Origin of the sequence: Mycoplasmopsis cynos, from assembly GCF_900660545.1 — a bacterium.
In the GTDB taxonomy this organism is placed as follows: Bacteria; Bacillota_I; Bacilli_A; order Mycoplasmatales; family Metamycoplasmataceae; genus Mycoplasmopsis; species Mycoplasmopsis cynos.
The window spans coordinates 355,727-373,349 of record NZ_LR214986.1 but is presented as its reverse complement, the minus strand read 5'-3'; the positions used below and the strand labels follow the sequence as shown (position 1 = coordinate 373,349).

Below are 17,623 nucleotides of genomic sequence, written 5' to 3'. Positions count from 1 at the left end.
ATTATCCTTTTCCTTTTGACTTCAATGTGTGTTTAGGTGTTTTTTTCTTATGTTCAAAGCTTGCTTTTTTAGCGTTAAGATATGCTAAATATAAATCCTCTAAAACACAATCTATTTTTCCTTCAACAAGATCTACACCAACCACAACTACATTAACAAAGTCTCCAAGAATAAAGGTTTTAGTTCCATTAGAAAATTTTGTTAGCGTTTCATTAGCTTCATATATACCATCAACTAAAGTAGATTTATGAATCATTCCACTTGCTTTAAAATCAAATTCAACAAAAAAACCAAAATTAGTAATACTAAGAATTTGAGCTTTAAATACACTTCCAATCCTATTTTTAAGAAATTCAGCAAATTTTAAATCATTAACATTTCTTTCAATTTGTACCGCTTTTTGTTCAGCTTTCGTATTAAGATCGCTATATAACGACATTTTATTAGTAAAGCTTTCTAATTCATTTAAATTTTTATTAAAAATAAATTCTCTAATAATTCTATGAATAACTAAATCTGGGTATCTTCTTATTGGACTAGTAAAATGGCAATAAAATTTTGAAGCAAGTCCGAAATGACCTATATTATTTTCAGAATAAACAGCCTTTTGCATAGTTCTTAAAAACATCATTTTAATAAAATCATCATTTCTTATTTTATTAATTTGTCCAACAAGCTCAGCGAAGTTTTTTGGATTAATTGTTTTTGAATCAAGTTTTATATCTTTTATATTCATTGCAAAAAGAGTATTTTTCAAGTTACTAATTTTTAATTCGTCAGGTGTTTCATGAATTCTATATAAAACTGGTAATTTCTGCATAGTTAAATATTTAGCAATAGTTTCATTTGCACGTACCATAAAATCTTCAATTAAAACCTCTGAAAATCCTCTTTGATTAATAATAATTTCTTTCACCGAACCAAATTCATCTAGTTTTATTTTAGGTTCAGAAATTTCAAAATCAACATATCCTTCATTAATTTTGTATTTATGCAAAATTAAACTTAAATCTCTTGCATCATTTAACATCGATTTTAATTCTAGTAAGTTATTAGGTTCATTATTAAAACCTAGATCATTAGTTTTAAAATAATTATCAACTTGCTTATATGTTAGTCTAAATTTACTTTCAATAATTCCTGGAAATACATTAACATTTAAATTTTTACCATTTTTATCAATTTCCATTTCGCAAGCGATTACAAATCTTTCTTCATTTGGATTTAATGAACAAATTCCATTTGATAACTCGATTGGCAACATCGGTATTACTCGATCAACTAAATAAATACTTGTTCCTCTTTTTAATGCTTCTTGATCAATTAAAGTATCTTCTTTAACATAATAAGATACATCAGCAATATAAACACCTAAAATAAAATTACCATTAGCTAGCTTTTTAACATAAATAGCATCATCAAAATCTTTAGTATCATCACCGTCAATTGTAACAATCATTTTTGAAGTAAGATTGATACGATCATTTTGATTTTCATTTTTTATTGATAAAGGAATATTATGAATTTCTCTTTCTAAAAGACTAGGAAAATCATTCGGAACTTTAATTGATTCTAAATAATATTTGACAAATACCATCGGATCAGATTCATTAGTTATTACTTTAACTATATTAATAAACACAATCTTTTGGTCATATTTTTGGATTTCAGCTACAACTAAATCATTTAGTTTAGTTTGAACTTGCTTAGAAACAATTACTCACGTTAAATTCTGGTATCTAGAATCAACTGGTGAAAAATATATTGTATTATTTTTATGTTTAATAAAACCTTGAACTTCAGTATTGTTCCTTTGAATTACATTTGTTATAACACCTTCAGAATTATTAGATTCATTGTCATGAGGATTTATGTAAATATTTACTTGAACAGTATCATTATGTATTGCGCCATTAAAATTAAATGATTTAATAAAAACGCTTTTTTTTGTATTATTGATTTCGTTAATATCATAATCCACAAATCCAAATGGACCTTTGGCAGAAACGGATAAATTTCCTACAATGCTTTGAGATAAAATAGGTGCATAATATTCATCTTTATTATTTTTAAAAATTTTATATTCTTTTTGTAATTGGGATAAAACAGATGTTAAAGATTTATTATTATGTGCTGATATTTTAAAGAATCTTGCTATTTCTAAAAATGAACGTGATTTGTATTTAGAAAGATAATCTATTATTTCTTTTGAATTCATAATTAATTAATAAAAACTCTTAATAATAATGATGCAATTAGTAAAATAAATCCAAATATCATCATTGAATATTTTAAAATTTTCTTTATCCCTCTTTCTTTTGAAACTTTAAATAAATCAAGATCACCACTACCGACTAAAGCACCTGAAAAACCATTTGAATCAGGTGACATTAAAAATGAAACAATGATAATAAAAAAGCTAATTATAACTAAAATAACTGTAAGAAATACCATATAAACCTCATTATATTACAAACTAATATATTTAATTTAATGATACCATAAAAATTATTTTTTTGAATTTATAATATAATTAAAAGATGAAAAAAATTTTTAAATTATTATTAAGTATTTCTGGATTAATTTCTGTACCTTTTGTGATTTCATGTAATACTAAATCACAAAATTTAGTTCTGGAAAATTTTGATGATAAATTGGTAAAAAATGCGTTAAATACTTTTGTCATTGCTTCGCATGAAAATTTGGTACGCAAGATTGATGAGTATCTAAAAAATCCAAATAATCAAGCAAGAATTAACGAATGAAAAAAGAGAAATGCTCAAGAATTATTGTTGTTAAATTCAATTAAAGATATAGATACTTTTAAAAAGAATAATAAGACATTGTTAGATGACTTTTTAAAAAATATTTCAAAAAACCAAGCAAAAGAATTTGATAAAATTTTTCTTTTAAACTCTTTTTTAAGAACCTGGATTGTTGAAATTATTTCAAGAGTAAATCAAATATTAAATCAAGATCAACAAAGTAATCCTGAAATACTTAATCAAATAAATTGAATCAGCAACTTTGCAATTTTATACCGTAATAACTTTTTGGTAAGTTATATCAATCAAAAAATATCTGTTTTAAATGATAAGAACATTACAAAAATTTTAGGTTTAATTAAAAAATATCAATCATCCTTTAATGAAATATATAATAAGTATTTTAAAAATTTTACTAACAAAAGTTTTAAATCTAATTTAGAAGAATCATTTAAAAACATGGAAGCAATAAATAAAATTGCTATTGACATTGAAGATGAATTCAAAAATAATTTAAGTACTAAATATTTTACAAATCATTTATCAAATAGAAAATATTTCGGATTAGTTTCTAACTATTTTTTAAATAGAAAAGAACAAACTCAAAGTGGTGCAATTAATATAGCTTTTACTAGTTTAGATGAGCTCAAAAAAGTTACTAATGATGCTAAAATCGTTGATATTTTAAATAAATTTCAAAAGGATTTTAAAAACCCAGCTCAGAATATTGAAAATGACTTAATTGTAGATGAATTTGGTAAGGTTAAACTTTTTGAAAATAATACACTTAAAGATGAAATATTAATATCGATTTTCAACAAGGATCCAAATACTCATAAATTTAAATTTATTGATGACTATGAAAAAAATAAAAATAAAATAAACCTTTCTACCCTTATCCCGAATTCCTTAAATCACATAATAAAACTTTCATTGCCAATAAATAGATCAATTTTTAATAAACTAAGTTTTAACCTAGTAAATAATAAAAAAACTGAATCATTATCTAATATTGGTTTAGGACTATATGAATTTAATAACTTAGTTGTATCAGACGTTAAGTTTGAAAATGATGTTCTTAAAGTATCAACAGCAATTAATTATGATCAAAAAGATTTAAATAAAACAATTGATTTTAACTCATTTGATATTCTATTTGTTAATAAGTCTCAATTTATTTCTCCATTTGATCAGCAAAAAATATTGCGTGAAGTCACATTTGATATATATGTAGGATTAAATGATGAAATATACAATAAATTAATCGGTAATAAACTCGCTAGATTGCAAAAACCAACTGAAAAAGCTGATAACAAAAGTTCTAATGATAAAAAAGCAAGAGTTCAAAAGTTACATGAAAATTATCTTAAAGAAAAGAATGAGATTTTTGCAAATATTAAAATTGAAGTTAGTTAATTCTAACTTCAATTTTAATATAAAAAGGGTTAAAATCCTTTTGTTAAAATTACTTTTTAGTTCTAAATATTAATTTATTAAATAATTTATTAAACTCACAATAAAATAATAAGCCAAAACCTAATAAAATTGGAATTAATCAATAAACATAATTATAATTAGCAATTTCTTTTATTTCTGCCATTTTAAACGCATCTCTTACACCCGGTGTAAATGCTGCAAATAAAACACAAACTAATGAAAAGAGACTTGCTGAATAAACTAATTTATATTTTTTAATACTAGATATAAAAATTGAATTTTGTGACATTAAGTTTAATGAATTTAAACTAGTACCAATTCCGATTGTTAAAAACATTGCAGTTGATGTAAGTCTAATAAAATTATCACCTGTAATATTTTGATTTTTGGCATATAAACCAACAATTAGATAAGAAATAATTGCTAATAAACTTAAAATACTACTTTGAATCAATAATTTCACTCCCATTCCATTAGCAAAAATACTTTCATTTTTAGCCAATGGTTTCCTTTGCATTACATTAACATCAGAAGGTGTCATTCCTAATGCAATAGCAGGAAGGCCATGAGTTAATAAATTGATTCATAAAAGTTGTGAAGCTGATAAGATTACTAATTCATTATTCTTAAAATTATCTTTAAAAATAAAGGATAAAACAAATAAACCAACTAACATAACAATAATTTCAGTTAAAGAAGAAATTAAAAGATTTAGAATAACTGTTTTTATGCGGTCAAATGTTTCACGGCCGCTTTTTATACCCTTGACAATGGTTGTGAAGTTATCATCAGTTAAAATAACATCAGAAGCTTGTTTTGAAACATCTGTTCCTGTTATACCCATTGCTAAACCTACATCAGAAGCTTTTAAAGCAGGAGCATCATTAACTCCATCACCAGTCATAGCTACTACATGATGATGAGCTTGTCAAGCTTTTACAATTCTTAATTTATCTATTGGATTAACCCTTGCATAAACTGAAATTTTTTCAACTTCATTAAATAATTCTTCATCAGATAATTTCGAAAGTTGTTCGCCATTAATTGCTAAATCACCTTCTGTATAAATTCCTAATTCTTTTGCAATGGCAACAGCTGTAATTAAATGATCACCTGTTATCATAACTGACTTAATTCCAGCCTCTTTTGCTTCAAAAATACTTTCTTTTACACCTGATCTAGCTGGATCTATCATTCCTAAGATACCTAGAAATGTTAAATCTTTTTCATCTTCAAGAGTTAAAGACGTTTTACTTGATTCAACTTCTTTATAAGCTACTGCTATTACTCTGTATGCTTGTTTGGATCAACTTTCAACTTCTTTAAGATATTTATTATCTTGATTAATAGATCTTGAAAAAACAACATCTGGTGCGCCTTTAACAATGATTAAATTTTTGTTTTCATTAGTTTTTACTAAAACAGACATTACTTTACGGTCACTATCAAATGGTATTGAATCAAGCTTAGTATGATAAGAATAAAAAATATCTGCAGAATTATAATTTTGTAATCCATAAGTTAAAATTCCTGTTTCAGTTGGATCGCCTACTTCTATATATTCGCCATCTTCTTTTAAACTAACTGAAGCATCACAACAAGCAACAAAATATGATAATGCTTTTGAATTTTCCGGTGTTTGATTTGATTCAACATCTCAAAATTTAACTACAGTCATCTTATTTTCTGTTAATGTTCCAGTTTTATCAGAACATATAATGCTAGTTGAACCTAATGTCTCAACTGCTGGAAAGGCTTTAATAATTACATTTTCCTTTACCATTTTTGCAACACCAATTGCTAATAAAACAGTTGTAAAAGTTATTAAACCTTCTGGTATTGCAGCAACAGCAAGTGAAATACCGACAATTAAAGCATTAGAATATGTATCTGGGAGATCTCATGAATTTGGAATTAAAATAGTATTAGTTATGATAATTTGTGAAATACTTGTGATAAATAATAATATAACACCAGATATTCCAAATATTTTACTTAACTTATTTAATTTAATCTGCAATGGGGTTAATTGAACATCTTGTGTTTGAATCAATTTATTAATTTTCCCAATTTCAGTATTTAAGCCAGTATTAACAACATAAATCATTCCTCTACCATTAGAAATATGTGTTCCAGAAAAAAGATAATTGTATCGTTCGCCTAATATTTTATTATTGAGGTCATTATGCAAATCAACTCTTTTATCAACGGCTAATGATTCACCAGTCAAAGCGGATTCGATTGCTTGCAATGAAAATGATTCAACCAAAATTCCATCGGCACTAACTAAATCACCGGCTTCAACTATTAATAAATCACCAGGAACAACCTCCAATGAAGGAATAGAAACAATTCTTCCATCTCTTATTACTTTAGAATTTAACTGATTATTTTTTTCAAGCGCTTTAACAGCTTGATCACTTTTTATTTCTTGATATGTACCTAGACAAGAATTTAAAAATACCACAAACAAAATAATACATGGTTCAACGAATCCTATTACAATATCTTTGGTTGAATTATTATGACCTGAAAAATACGTTTCATAGATAGCAACGCCCATGCTAAAAGCAGCAGCAATTAAAAGTAAAATAATCATAAAATCTTTAAATTGTCCTAAAAAAACCTTTAAAACGTTTAATTTCTTGTCGGCTTTAATTTTATTTTGTCCATATTGAAGTAAAAATTCTTTTGCTTTTTCAGAACTTAGACCGATTCTATTTTTAACATATTCATTATTTAATTTATTGATCATTATTTCCTTTCTATTATTCTAGATAATAAAACCTTTTATATTTTAGTTTATTTTTTAATTTTTAGAATATAAAGTTATAAATTTACGAATATAAAAACAACAACCAATAGCTAAAATGATTGTTGCATAATTTGATTTAAATTTGATATAATTAGGTTTTTGAATTCTTGAAGGTAATTTTGGAATTAATATCCACCTTTTGATTCTTTTCCCTCAACAATAGCTACAGAACGTGATGTACCAAATCTTGTTGCTCCTGCTTGGTACATAGCAATTAAATCATCAATAGTACTAATACCACCAGCAGCTTTAATTAATAAACTATCTCCACAAACGCTTTTCATTGTTTTAACATCATCTAAATTAGCACCTCTAAAGCTAAATCCTGTTGAAGTTTTGATAAATTCTGCACCTGATTTCATAACAATCTCAGTTGCCTTTTTAATTTCTTCAGTTGTTAATAAAGCTGTTTCGATAATAACTTTTAAAATATGTGATCCACAAGCTTCTTTAACTTTTTTAATATCATTTAAAACATATTCATAATCACCTTGTTTAAAACGACCAATATTAATAACCATATCAATTTCATCAGCACCATGATCGATAGCTAATTTTGTTTCATGTGCTTTTGCCTGTGTAATCATTGCACCTAGCGGAAATCCTACTACACTAGTAATTTGTACATCTGATCCTTTTAATTTTTCTGATACATATTTCACTCATGATGAATTAACACAGACTGTTTTAAATCCATATTTTTTCGCTTCATCAATTAATTTATTAATTTCTTTTTCTGTTGCCTCAGGTTTTAAATATGTATGATCTATCATTTTATTGTAATTCATAATAACTCCTTTTATTGTAATTTTTGTAAAATAATTTTATTTTCAACAGGCGCTTGATTAAATCTATATGCTTGTTTTAATTCAGTTAATAAATTAACATCAATCGGTTTTGATGAATATAGAGTAAATAATATATCACCTGTTTTAACATAATCATTAGTTTTTTTATTCAATGTAATACCAGCTTCAAAATCAAGAACATCTTCTTTTTTCTGTCTTCCAGCACCTAATTTCATCGAAACTAGACCAAAAGTTAAACTATCAAAAATTTCCAAGTATCCTTCTTGTTGCGATTCAACTAGAACACGATATTTCGGAACTCAAAAATCATCACTTTTTAATTTTTCTACATCACCACCTTGTAGACTAATAAATTCATAAAATTTTTCTAATGCTTTACCATTTGAAATAACTTCTTGCACCATTTTTAAAGCTTGTTCATGGTTATTCGCAATTTTAGCTTGTTCTAAGATTGTTGCACATGAAGAATAAACTAATTCATTAAAATCATTTGGGCCTTGACCCTTAAGTGTTTTGATTGCTTCTAAAACTTCATTTTTATTTCCTATTTCTTTTCCAATTGGACGACTCATATTGGTAATTTCTGCTCTAACATCAACATTCAATTCTTTACCAATATTAATCATTGTTTTAGCCAATTCAACAGCACTTTTTTCATCTTTCATAAATGCACCATTACCACATTTTACATCTAATAAAATAGCATTTGAACCTGTTGCTAATTTTTTAGACATAATCGATGATGCGATTAAAGGAATTGAATCAACAGTGGCTGTAACATCTCTTAATGCATAAATTTTCTTATCTGCTGGTACTAATTTTCCACTTTGACCAATAACAGATATTTTATGTTTTCTAACTTGGTCAATAAATTGTCTTTGAGTTAATTCAACACTAAATCCAGGAATTGATTCTAACTTGTCAATTGTTCCACCAGTTTGTGCCAAACCTCTTCCGCTCATTTTGGCAACAGGAGCACCGCATGCAGCAACAATTGGCGCAACAGCTAATGTAGTTTTATCACCGATACCACCTGTTGAATGTTTATCTACTTTAATTCCAGGTATTTCCGATAAATCAATAACATCACCAGAATGCATCATATATTTAGTTAATAATGCAATTTCTTTTGAAGTCATTGAGTTAAAGACAACAGTCATTAAAAAAGCGCTCATTTGATAATCAGGCATTGAACCATCAACGTAAGAATTAATTAGGAACTTTATTTCTGTTTCTGTTAATTCCTTATTTTGCTTCTTTTTTTCAATAATATCAACTATACGCATATTATTTTGCTAATTCTAAAGCAATCTCCATCATTTTTGTAAATGCTGTTTGACGTTCTTCTGCAGTTGTTTCTTCATGAGTAATTAAATTATCGCTAATTGTTAATAAACAAGCTGCTTCTTTGCCGGTTACTTCTGCATTTGTAAATAAAGCATATGATTCCATTTCGACACATAGTGAATCAGTAGATGCAATTCTTTTATCTAATGGAACTGATGAGTAAAATACATCTGACGAATGAACTCTTCCGATTGTTAAATTATGACCTAATTTATTAGCAATTGAAATTATTTCTTCATTTAATTTAGATGAAGGATGAGCAATTTGTTCATCTTTATTTAAAACTAATTGTCTAAATGCTGTACTGTCACCAAAAGCTTCAGAAGCGAGTACAACTTCATATAAATTTAAATCTTTTTTATATGAACCAGCTGAACCGATTCTGATAATGCGATCAACATCATAAAATTTAAATAATTCATATGAGTAAATTCCGATTGAAGGACATCCCATTCCACTTCCAGCAATTGTAATTGGTCTACCTTTATATGTTCCGGTAAACATAAACATATTTCTTACTGAATTAACTTGCTTAAATCCAGGATCTAAGAATGTTTCAGCAATATATTTAGCTCTTAATGGATCTCCAGGCATAATAACTGTTTTTGCAATGTCTTCTTTTTTTGCATTTATATGTGGTGTCATATTTCCTCCAAATTTTGTATTATTGTTTGTTTAAAGTTTAATTATTAAAAAATAAAAATTAAGGTTATTTATTTTGTTTAAAATAAATATAAAATAACCTATAAAAATTGTACACTATTTTCGTCTAAATAATCATACTTTTTAAGTATAATATTAATATTATGCCTGAATATCCAGAAGTTACAGTGGTTCAAAAAGCACTTAATACATTTGTTAAAAATAGAACCATCACACAAGTAGAAGTTAAAATCGATAAATTAATAAAAAATGCTAGTGAAATAGAATTTAAGAAATTTTTGATAAATAAAAAAATTTCTTACATTGAAAATATTGGCAAATTTTTAGTATTTAATTTTACCGATTCTTCTAGATTATTATCACATCTTAGAATGACAGGTAAATATTTTATAAGAAATATAAATGATAAGAATCTTTATGCATATAAACATGATTATATTTATTTTTACTTAGATAATCAAGAGGTTTTAGTTTATAATGATCAAAGAATTTTTGGATCATTTGAAATCATTAACTCAAATGATAACAGAACTATTTTTGAAATAAAAAATTTAGCTAAATTACCAGGATTTATTGATAAAAAAATACTTTATCAAAGAATACATAAAAAGAATATTAGTATTAAGAAAATATTATTAGATCAATCTCTTATTTTAGGTATTGGAAATATTTATGCTGATGAATCCTTGTTTGCTTGTAAAATCAACCCAATGAAAAAAGCAAAAGATATAACTTATGAAGAATTTTCACAGTTGCTCGATCAAGCTCAAAAAATAATGGATCATAGCATAAAATTAGGCGGAAGTACTGTGCAAAATTATAGTTCTGTTAATGGAATATCTGGAAAGTTTCAAAATAACCTAATGGTATATGGTAGAGAAAACCAAATATGTAAAGTTTGCAAAATAGGAAAAATTAAAAAAGTTAAATTAGATTATACTTCTAACGGTCGAGGTACAACTTTTTGCGAAAACTGTCAAAAGGAGTAAAAAATGAAAAAAAGCGTTGTGTTTGTTATTGATGTTTTAAAAGGCTTTTTAGAAAAAGGTAATTTAGCAGATCATAGAATACAAAAAATTGTCCCAATTATTAAAGAAATTTTAAATCATAATCCAAATATTTTCTTTGTTTGCGATGCTCATTCGACAAATGATTTAGAAATGACTCAATATCCAATTCATTGCTTAAAAGATACAGAAGAGTCTAAAGTAGTTGAAAAGTTAAATATTTTTGTAAAACAAGATAATTCTAATGTAATATATAAAAATACTACAAATAGTTTTTTTCACATTGATAAATCAATATACAGTGAATATGATGAATTTATTATTGTAGGTTGTTGCACAGATATTTGTATACTACAATTTTGTCTTACTTTAAAAGTCTGATTAAATAAAGAAAATATTGATAAGAAAATTATTGTTTATGATAATGCGGTTGAAACATTTCACAATGAAAATCATAATGGCGATATGATGCATAAATATGCTCTTGAATTAATGAAAAATGCCGGAATTGAAATAAAAACATGAGAATAGAAGTTGATCTGCATGGATTAGAAAGTCAAGAAGCATTAATCAAAATTCAAGAATATGTTTTTGATCTTTTAGAAAATAGGTATCAAAAAATTATTTTTATCACCGGAAATGGTTCAGGCGCTTTAAAAACTACCCTCGAAAATTTTATTAATAATCACAATAAACATTCAAAGCAAAAAATTAAGAGCACACCTGTAAATAATGGTTCTTATCAATTAGAAGTTTATTATGATTTTGATCTTGAAAATGAGATAAACGATAATAATTATTATGATAATGATGTTTTAAATGATAAAATGATTTCTCAAAGAGATGTTGACAATATTTTTGATGAGTGAAAGTCGAAATTTAAAAAATAAAAAGTCGCCATAATAAGCGACGCTGAATTGCAAAGTCAAGTGCAACAGCTTAATTAAAAATTCCCCCCACCCAAACACAAAAAAAACTTAATTGTTTTTATGTGTTTGGGTGGGGGGAATTTTATTATTCTTTTCTTAATAAAATATAAAATTAAATTGGCGCTTTAAAAAAGAAAAAGCACCAATTTATAAACTCAGGAGGTGCTCATTATTAATTATAAACATTTTAACTTAGAAAAAAGAATTGAATTAGAAATTTTACTTAAAAAGTTTGAAACTCCAATTTCTGAAATTTCTCAAATTTTAGGTTACACAAAATCATCAGTACTAAGAGAAATTAAAAATAATTCAACTGAAAATGGTTATATTGGTATGGAAGCACATAACAAACATTTAAATAGAATAAGGTGAAAAGAACAAATTAAACTCATTAATAATATAAATGAATATGAAGAATTTACTAATCAATTTATTTTAAAATTTAACAAAAAATATTTTGGAGTAGATCTAACTCATTTTTATATTCAACATCATTTCAAATTTAAAATACCTACTTTAAGAACAGTATTTAATTGAATAAATAGTGGTCTATGAGTATCGGATTCGAAACAACGTTTAAAAAAATATAATAAGGGAAGAAAAACGCATGATGTTGTCAAAACTTTAGTCGGTAATAGAATAGTAAAACCTATATGGAGAAGGGGTTTTAATAAAAATTTTGAGAATGAATTTGGTCATTGAGAGATATACTTAATAGTCGGAAAAAGAAGTAGTTTATCATCCCATTTATTAACATTTACTGAAAGAAAAACAAGATGAGGACTTATAATAAAATTAGAAAACAAGAATCCATGGAAATTAATATTATAGCTTTGGGAATATATTAAAATTTACAAACTAAATGTTAAATCAATAACTACTGATAATGGATTTGAATTTAAAGCTTTATTTTATATTGGCTATAGGTTAAACATACCAATTTATCAAGCTGATCCTTACGCTTCCTTCCAAAGAGGACTAAATGAAAATTTTAATGGATTGGTAAGAAGAGAATTTCCTAAAGGAACAAATTTCAACAAAATATCGGAAAAAGAAATTTATGACCTTCAAAAGACCATAAACAATATGCCAAGAAAAATTCATAATTATTTCTCTGCTGATGAATTATTTTTTAATTTAAATTATAGAGATGAACCTTGAAAGGAAATACCTAAGGAAGAACCTCTTTATATTTATAATCAGAAAAAAAGAACTTCAAACACAAGTAGAAATTTATTTTTAAAAAAATAAAATAAATAAATTTTTTAAATTTTCTAAATAAAAAAATAACAATCATTTTTACAATTCTTGATTGTTATTTTTATACAAAATAAGTGTTGCACTTGACTTTGCATTTTGGGGTCGCCATAATAAGCGACTTTTAAACTAGAAATAATCATTAATACCATTAAATGTTTGTTCTTCGATCTTATTAATGTTTCAAAAGCCTGAATCAATTCTTCTTTGTTTATGAGTTTGAGAAATTGTATAAATTTTAGTTCATATTCATAACGCAAGATAAGAAGTTAATAAAGTTGAAAATGCTAATGAAATAATTATAACAATCCCTAACAATTTTTCATAAATTGGTAATGCAATAATAACTCCGATACTAATTATGCATATAGCAAATAAAATAACAATATTTCTTTTTATTTTTTTAGATAATGATAAATTAGCTATATTCACGATTTCATCTTTATCTAAAATTTGTTTATGATATTTAAATTTAATGTTTTCTTTAATTTCACTTATGATTGAAAGTTTTTCATTTACAGATCATACAAATAAACTAGCAATAATAGTAATTAAATAACTATTTATTAATACTCTAGTAAGAGTTATTATGATAATTAGAAAAATTAAATCAAAAAATAAACCAAACAAAAATAACACAGAAAAAGTTCAACCAAATCTTAATAAAATATAAGCAGCTATAATTATTGCTGAAACTAAAATTCCAACAATTAACCATATTAATGAATTAATAATAGTAGCATTCGAAAGTTTATAATGAATAAGTGATAAATTTTCATTAAATGAAGTTATTGATTTTTGAATACCATCAATAATATTTTTATCATACTCATTTAAATATATTGAAATTCCTTTGCTTTGATCTACACCATTAATAGAATATATTAAAGAAATGTCATTTAGGTTTTTGATATTTGGGTTTTCTTTAGCAATTTTGTGAAGCAATTTATCCGCTTGAATTGAATCAAAAAATGAGTTATTATTCGAAGAATAAATATTTATACTATACCCACCTAAAAATTCTTTTGATGAATTAAATGATGTTCAAAAGTTATTCGTGATCCCTGAAAGTACCCCAATAATAATAGTTGTTATCAATAATAAAATTAATGAACTTATAGCAACATATTTTGCATTTTTTAAAAAATTAATATTTTTATTTGATATTGCATTATTAATTTTCTTATCAAAATTTGTTAATCCAAATAATCAAGGTTTTTTCTCTAAAAGATCTCATTTTGTTAAGGAAATTGTAACTCAACGTAAGAAAATCTGTGAAACAAATAAAGAAACTAGAATTCCAAAAAATGAAAATGAACTAAATGTTTTTATTTCTCTTAATCCTAGATAAAACATTATTAACATTGAAATAAATAACATTAAATTAGTATCAACCACTCTTCTAGTGTTATATTTTAATGTATTAGTAAATGATTTATTTATAGAATCACCAGTAGACATCCGTCCTTTAAATTTTTCAAATCAAACAACAGTGCCATCAAACAATACTAATAAACCTAATAATAAAGCTGTTATAAGTGTAGGTGAATATTCTCCTCTTACTGCAATAAATATTACTAATGTTAAAAATGAATAAAGCGCCATAGAAATTGTAGTAGCAACACCTAAAAGTCCATAATTAAAAATTTGTAAAAATGCCAAAAGTGAAAATGCAATTAATGAACCAATCATCGCATACAAAAATGACGAGTTGTCTTTAACATCTGAATATGTTTTAGTGGATAATAACTCAAGATCATAATCGCTTAAAGCAAAATTAATTCTTTCTACTAATGACTTGGCTTGTGAATTAGAGAGGTTTTGACTATTAATATAAACATCACTAGAATCATGAACAAAATTTATTGAACCACGATAAATTAAATAATCTCTTTGAATTCTAAGTTCATTATCCTTTAAAGAATTTTCTATTTGTCTTCCGTTTTGTCCCGCAGTATTAACTTGATTGTTAGTATGAATGAAGTTTCATAAATTTTTTCCAGAATTTTCTCAATCTTTAGAATAATCATTAATTGCTCTGTTATATAAATTATCAATATTTAATCAAAATAAAATTTCCCTATTATTTGATCTTTGTAAATAATCAGTAGCCTTAGCATATTCTGTTTGCCCCTCAATTCCATTTAAAGAAATTTTAATAGTATTAAAACCATTTCTTTCAATATATTCAGCACCATTTAATTTAAATGGAATTTGATATTGCTTAACATTTTGGAAATCAATACTATCGCCCACTTCAAATCTCTTATTTTTAAATAATGGATTAATATTTGTTGTTGTAGCAACAATATTTGGTTTTTTAACTATATCATTAATAAACTGAAACAATTCTTTTTGCGATAAATGGCCACTTTTAGAAATTAAAATTTTTCCTTCCGCTTCAGTTTTGATATCAATTCCATTATAACCTGAACCATCAGTTAATCTACTAGAAATTGATCTACTAATTTCATTAGTCTTATTTAAGTCAATTTTTTTATCGCTTTTGACTTGTACTAAAACACTATTTCCTCCACCATATTCAATTGATTTATGGGTATGATTACTTAGATAAAAAACACTTCCAAATACTATAGAAAGTATTGCAGCAATAATCATAAATATACTAATTAAAAGTCTTTTTCAAGTAGTTAGTTTTAAAAAAGTTTTTAAAAAATTCATATAATAAATATACCACAAAAAACCATTTTTTTAAGCGGTATATTTATTATTTAGAAAATAAATTTTGTCTAATTAAATAATCCAAACCTTTTGATGATATTCTCCTTCCTCTCGATGTTTTTTCAATTAGTTCATAAAATAATAAAATGGGCTCTATTTCTGTTAAAATGTCTTCTTTTGCAAACCTTGCTAATCCAGTTAAAGTAAACAAAGAAGCGTATTTTTCAAAAAAAGCTTCTTTTAAGATTTCTAAATATTCAATATGATCTTTTGATAAACCATATTCATATAAATCCATACATTTAAAAGTTTTCTTAATGGTTTTTAAATTTATTTTACCTTCATTAAGACTAATAGCAAAGTCGTTAACTCTTTGTAATAGATGATTTGCTATTCTAGGAGTTTTACGAGAATAACTCACTATTTTTTCAATACATTCGTCATTAATATCGATGTTTAATCTTTTTGCTGTATTTTTTAATATTTTAAAAATTTCTACATCATTATAATTTATTAATCTTCCAATATATCCAAAGCGGTCTTTTAACGGTTGTGAAATCTCATTTATTTTAGTTGTAGCTCCAATTAATGTAAAAGGCTTTATTTTCATTCTCATTGGACGTGAATTTCCTTCAACACCAATAATTAAATCAAAAACAAAATCTTCCATAGCATTATATAAAAATTCAACTACTGTTTTATTTATACTATGTATTTCATCAATGAATACTATATCACCTTCATTAATTACAGATAAAACATTAATTAAATCACTCTTTCTTTCAATATTCGTTCCTTGAATAAAATGTATCTTCTTATTCATTTCACTTCCGATTAATGAAACTAATGTTGTTTTCCCCATTCCGGGTAAACCATAAAAAAGCAAATGTGATAAAATCTTTTTTTGTTGTTTAGCACTATCAATCATTGCTTTAAGTGTCTTTTTAAGATTTTCCTGCCCGATAAATTCTTTAAAACTACTTGGTCTAAGTTCTGTAAGTTGCATCTTTATTATTAGCGATTAGAGATATACTCTCTTCAATCATTTTGTCTAAGTCTTTTTGCTCTTTGACATTTTTTATTGCAAAATCTATTTGATTCTTTTTAAAACCTAATGTACTTAATGTTGATGATAATTCACTTATATTATTTAAATCTTTTGAATCTTTTTTTGCATTATTATCAATTAATTTAGTTCACTTATTTTTCAGTTCCACACAGATAAATTTTGCAGTCTTCTCAGAAACAAAATTAATTTTAGATAATTCCTGCCAATTATCATTAATAATATAATTTGCAACTAATTCTCAACCTTTTTCAAGAATTATCATCGCAACTCTCGGACCTATCTTATCAATAGTGATTAAGTCAGTAAATAATAACCTTTCCTTAAAATCTTTAAATCCATAAATATTTTTATAAAACTCAGTGTTGTACTCATATAAAAATATTTTGCATTTTGCACCAACCTCAAATCTATCAACATTCGCGACATTTACAATATATCCATCGCCTTTGTTTTCGAATATAATATTGTTTTTATTCTTATAAACAATCTCGCCAATTTTGTATAATATCATTTTCCCTCCATTGTAATGATATATACAAAAATAATATGAACTAAAAAAGGAATAAAAATAGCAAAACATTATATATTTTGCTATCATTAAGTATTAACTATTTTTAATACGGTCATTTAATGCAACATAGTTTTTAACTTTTGCACCTTTATAAAAACCACAAAACTTACATGTAACATGTTGTTCAATCATTTTAGAACAATTTGAACATTTAACTAAATTAGGTGTTTCTAAAGCACTATGAGTTTGTCTTTTGTGTTTACGTTGTTTAGATGTCTTCCGTTTAGGAACAATAGCCATGGTTACCTCCTTTGTGGTTTAATTTCATAAAA

General features: G+C 25.3%; 14 protein-coding genes and 1 pseudogene. 5 read left to right on the top strand and 10 right to left on the bottom strand.

Annotated features, from left to right (window positions below):
- Position 1: 1 nt before the first annotated feature.
- Together rnr and secG are read right to left on the bottom strand one after the other, a co-directional pair.
- Entirely contained in the window at positions 2-2,218 is a 2,217-nt protein-coding gene (gene rnr / locus EXC48_RS02075) for a ribonuclease R (RefSeq protein ID WP_129720580.1), read from the bottom strand.
- 2 nt (positions 2,219-2,220) lie between these two features.
- Positions 2,221-2,454 carry a preprotein translocase subunit SecG gene (secG, locus tag EXC48_RS02070; RefSeq protein WP_041593764.1) on the bottom strand — a complete coding sequence of 78 codons (234 nt, stop codon included), beginning with the start codon at positions 2,452-2,454 and terminating at the stop codon, positions 2,221-2,223.
- 86 nt (positions 2,455-2,540) lie between these two features.
- Here secG and EXC48_RS02065 point away from each other — a divergent pair, with 86 nt between their 5' ends.
- The gene (locus EXC48_RS02065; protein WP_129720579.1) at positions 2,541-4,181 is read left to right on the top strand and encodes a hypothetical protein; all 1,641 of its coding nucleotides are present in this window, start codon (positions 2,541-2,543) and stop codon (positions 4,179-4,181) included.
- A 49-nt stretch (positions 4,182-4,230) separates the two neighbouring features.
- On the opposite strand, the gene EXC48_RS02060 is transcribed toward EXC48_RS02065, so the two are convergent.
- The 4 genes from EXC48_RS02060 to deoD all read right to left on the bottom strand — a co-directional run bounded on the left by EXC48_RS02060 (position 4,231) and on the right by deoD (position 9,818).
- Complete coding sequence (locus tag EXC48_RS02060) at positions 4,231-6,957, bottom strand: cation-translocating P-type ATPase (RefSeq protein ID WP_129720578.1); 2,727 nt, start codon at positions 6,955-6,957, stop codon at positions 4,231-4,233.
- A gap of 185 nt (positions 6,958-7,142) precedes the next feature.
- A complete protein-coding gene (gene deoC, locus EXC48_RS02055; RefSeq protein WP_129720577.1) occupies positions 7,143-7,805 on the bottom strand; it encodes a deoxyribose-phosphate aldolase in 663 nt (220 codons plus the stop codon).
- An 11-nt stretch (positions 7,806-7,816) separates the two neighbouring features.
- Positions 7,817-9,112 carry a thymidine phosphorylase gene (locus EXC48_RS02050; protein ID WP_129720576.1) on the bottom strand — a complete coding sequence of 432 codons (1,296 nt, stop codon included), beginning with the start codon at positions 9,110-9,112 and terminating at the stop codon, positions 7,817-7,819.
- A gap of 1 nt (position 9,113) precedes the next feature.
- On the bottom strand, positions 9,114-9,818 hold the full coding sequence (gene deoD, locus EXC48_RS02045; protein WP_129720575.1) for a purine-nucleoside phosphorylase: 705 nt from the start codon (positions 9,816-9,818) through the stop codon (positions 9,114-9,116).
- A gap of 161 nt (positions 9,819-9,979) precedes the next feature.
- Between deoD and mutM the strand changes: the two genes are divergently transcribed.
- From mutM to EXC48_RS05160, 4 genes and pseudogenes are all read left to right on the top strand, one after another.
- Complete coding sequence (mutM, locus tag EXC48_RS02040; protein WP_129720574.1) at positions 9,980-10,825, top strand: DNA-formamidopyrimidine glycosylase; 846 nt, start codon at positions 9,980-9,982, stop codon at positions 10,823-10,825.
- Positions 10,826-10,828: 3 nt separating this feature from the next.
- Positions 10,829-11,374 (top strand): cysteine hydrolase family protein, encoded by a 546-nt coding sequence (locus EXC48_RS02035; protein ID WP_015287202.1) that lies wholly within the window; start codon positions 10,829-10,831, stop codon positions 11,372-11,374.
- Positions 11,365-11,733, top strand: coding sequence for a Smr/MutS family protein (locus EXC48_RS02030; RefSeq protein ID WP_129720573.1), 369 nt, complete (start codon positions 11,365-11,367; stop codon positions 11,731-11,733). Before EXC48_RS02035 ends, EXC48_RS02030 begins: the two co-directional genes overlap by 10 nt.
- Positions 11,734-11,934: 201 nt before the next feature.
- A pseudogene (locus EXC48_RS05160) lies at positions 11,935-13,023 on the top strand (IS30 family transposase).
- A gap of 135 nt (positions 13,024-13,158) precedes the next feature.
- Here the strand turns inward: EXC48_RS05160 and secDF are convergent.
- From secDF to rpmF, 4 genes are all read right to left on the bottom strand, one after another.
- Positions 13,159-15,711, bottom strand: a complete 2,553-nt coding sequence (gene secDF / locus EXC48_RS02020) for a protein translocase subunit SecDF (RefSeq protein WP_223216304.1) — start codon at positions 15,709-15,711, stop codon at positions 13,159-13,161.
- Between the two features lie 46 nt (positions 15,712-15,757).
- A complete protein-coding gene (gene ruvB, locus EXC48_RS02015; protein ID WP_015287197.1) occupies positions 15,758-16,717 on the bottom strand; it encodes a Holliday junction branch migration DNA helicase RuvB in 960 nt (319 codons plus the stop codon).
- Positions 16,698-17,291: a Holliday junction branch migration protein RuvA gene (ruvA, locus tag EXC48_RS02010; RefSeq protein WP_041593762.1), complete on the bottom strand. Its 594-nt coding sequence runs from the start codon at positions 17,289-17,291 to the stop codon at positions 16,698-16,700. The genes ruvB and ruvA overlap by 20 nt, the downstream gene beginning before the upstream one ends.
- Before the next feature lie 93 nt (positions 17,292-17,384).
- Entirely contained in the window at positions 17,385-17,591 is a 207-nt protein-coding gene (rpmF, locus tag EXC48_RS02005) for a 50S ribosomal protein L32 (RefSeq protein WP_015287195.1), read from the bottom strand.
- Positions 17,592-17,623 lie beyond the last annotated feature (32 nt).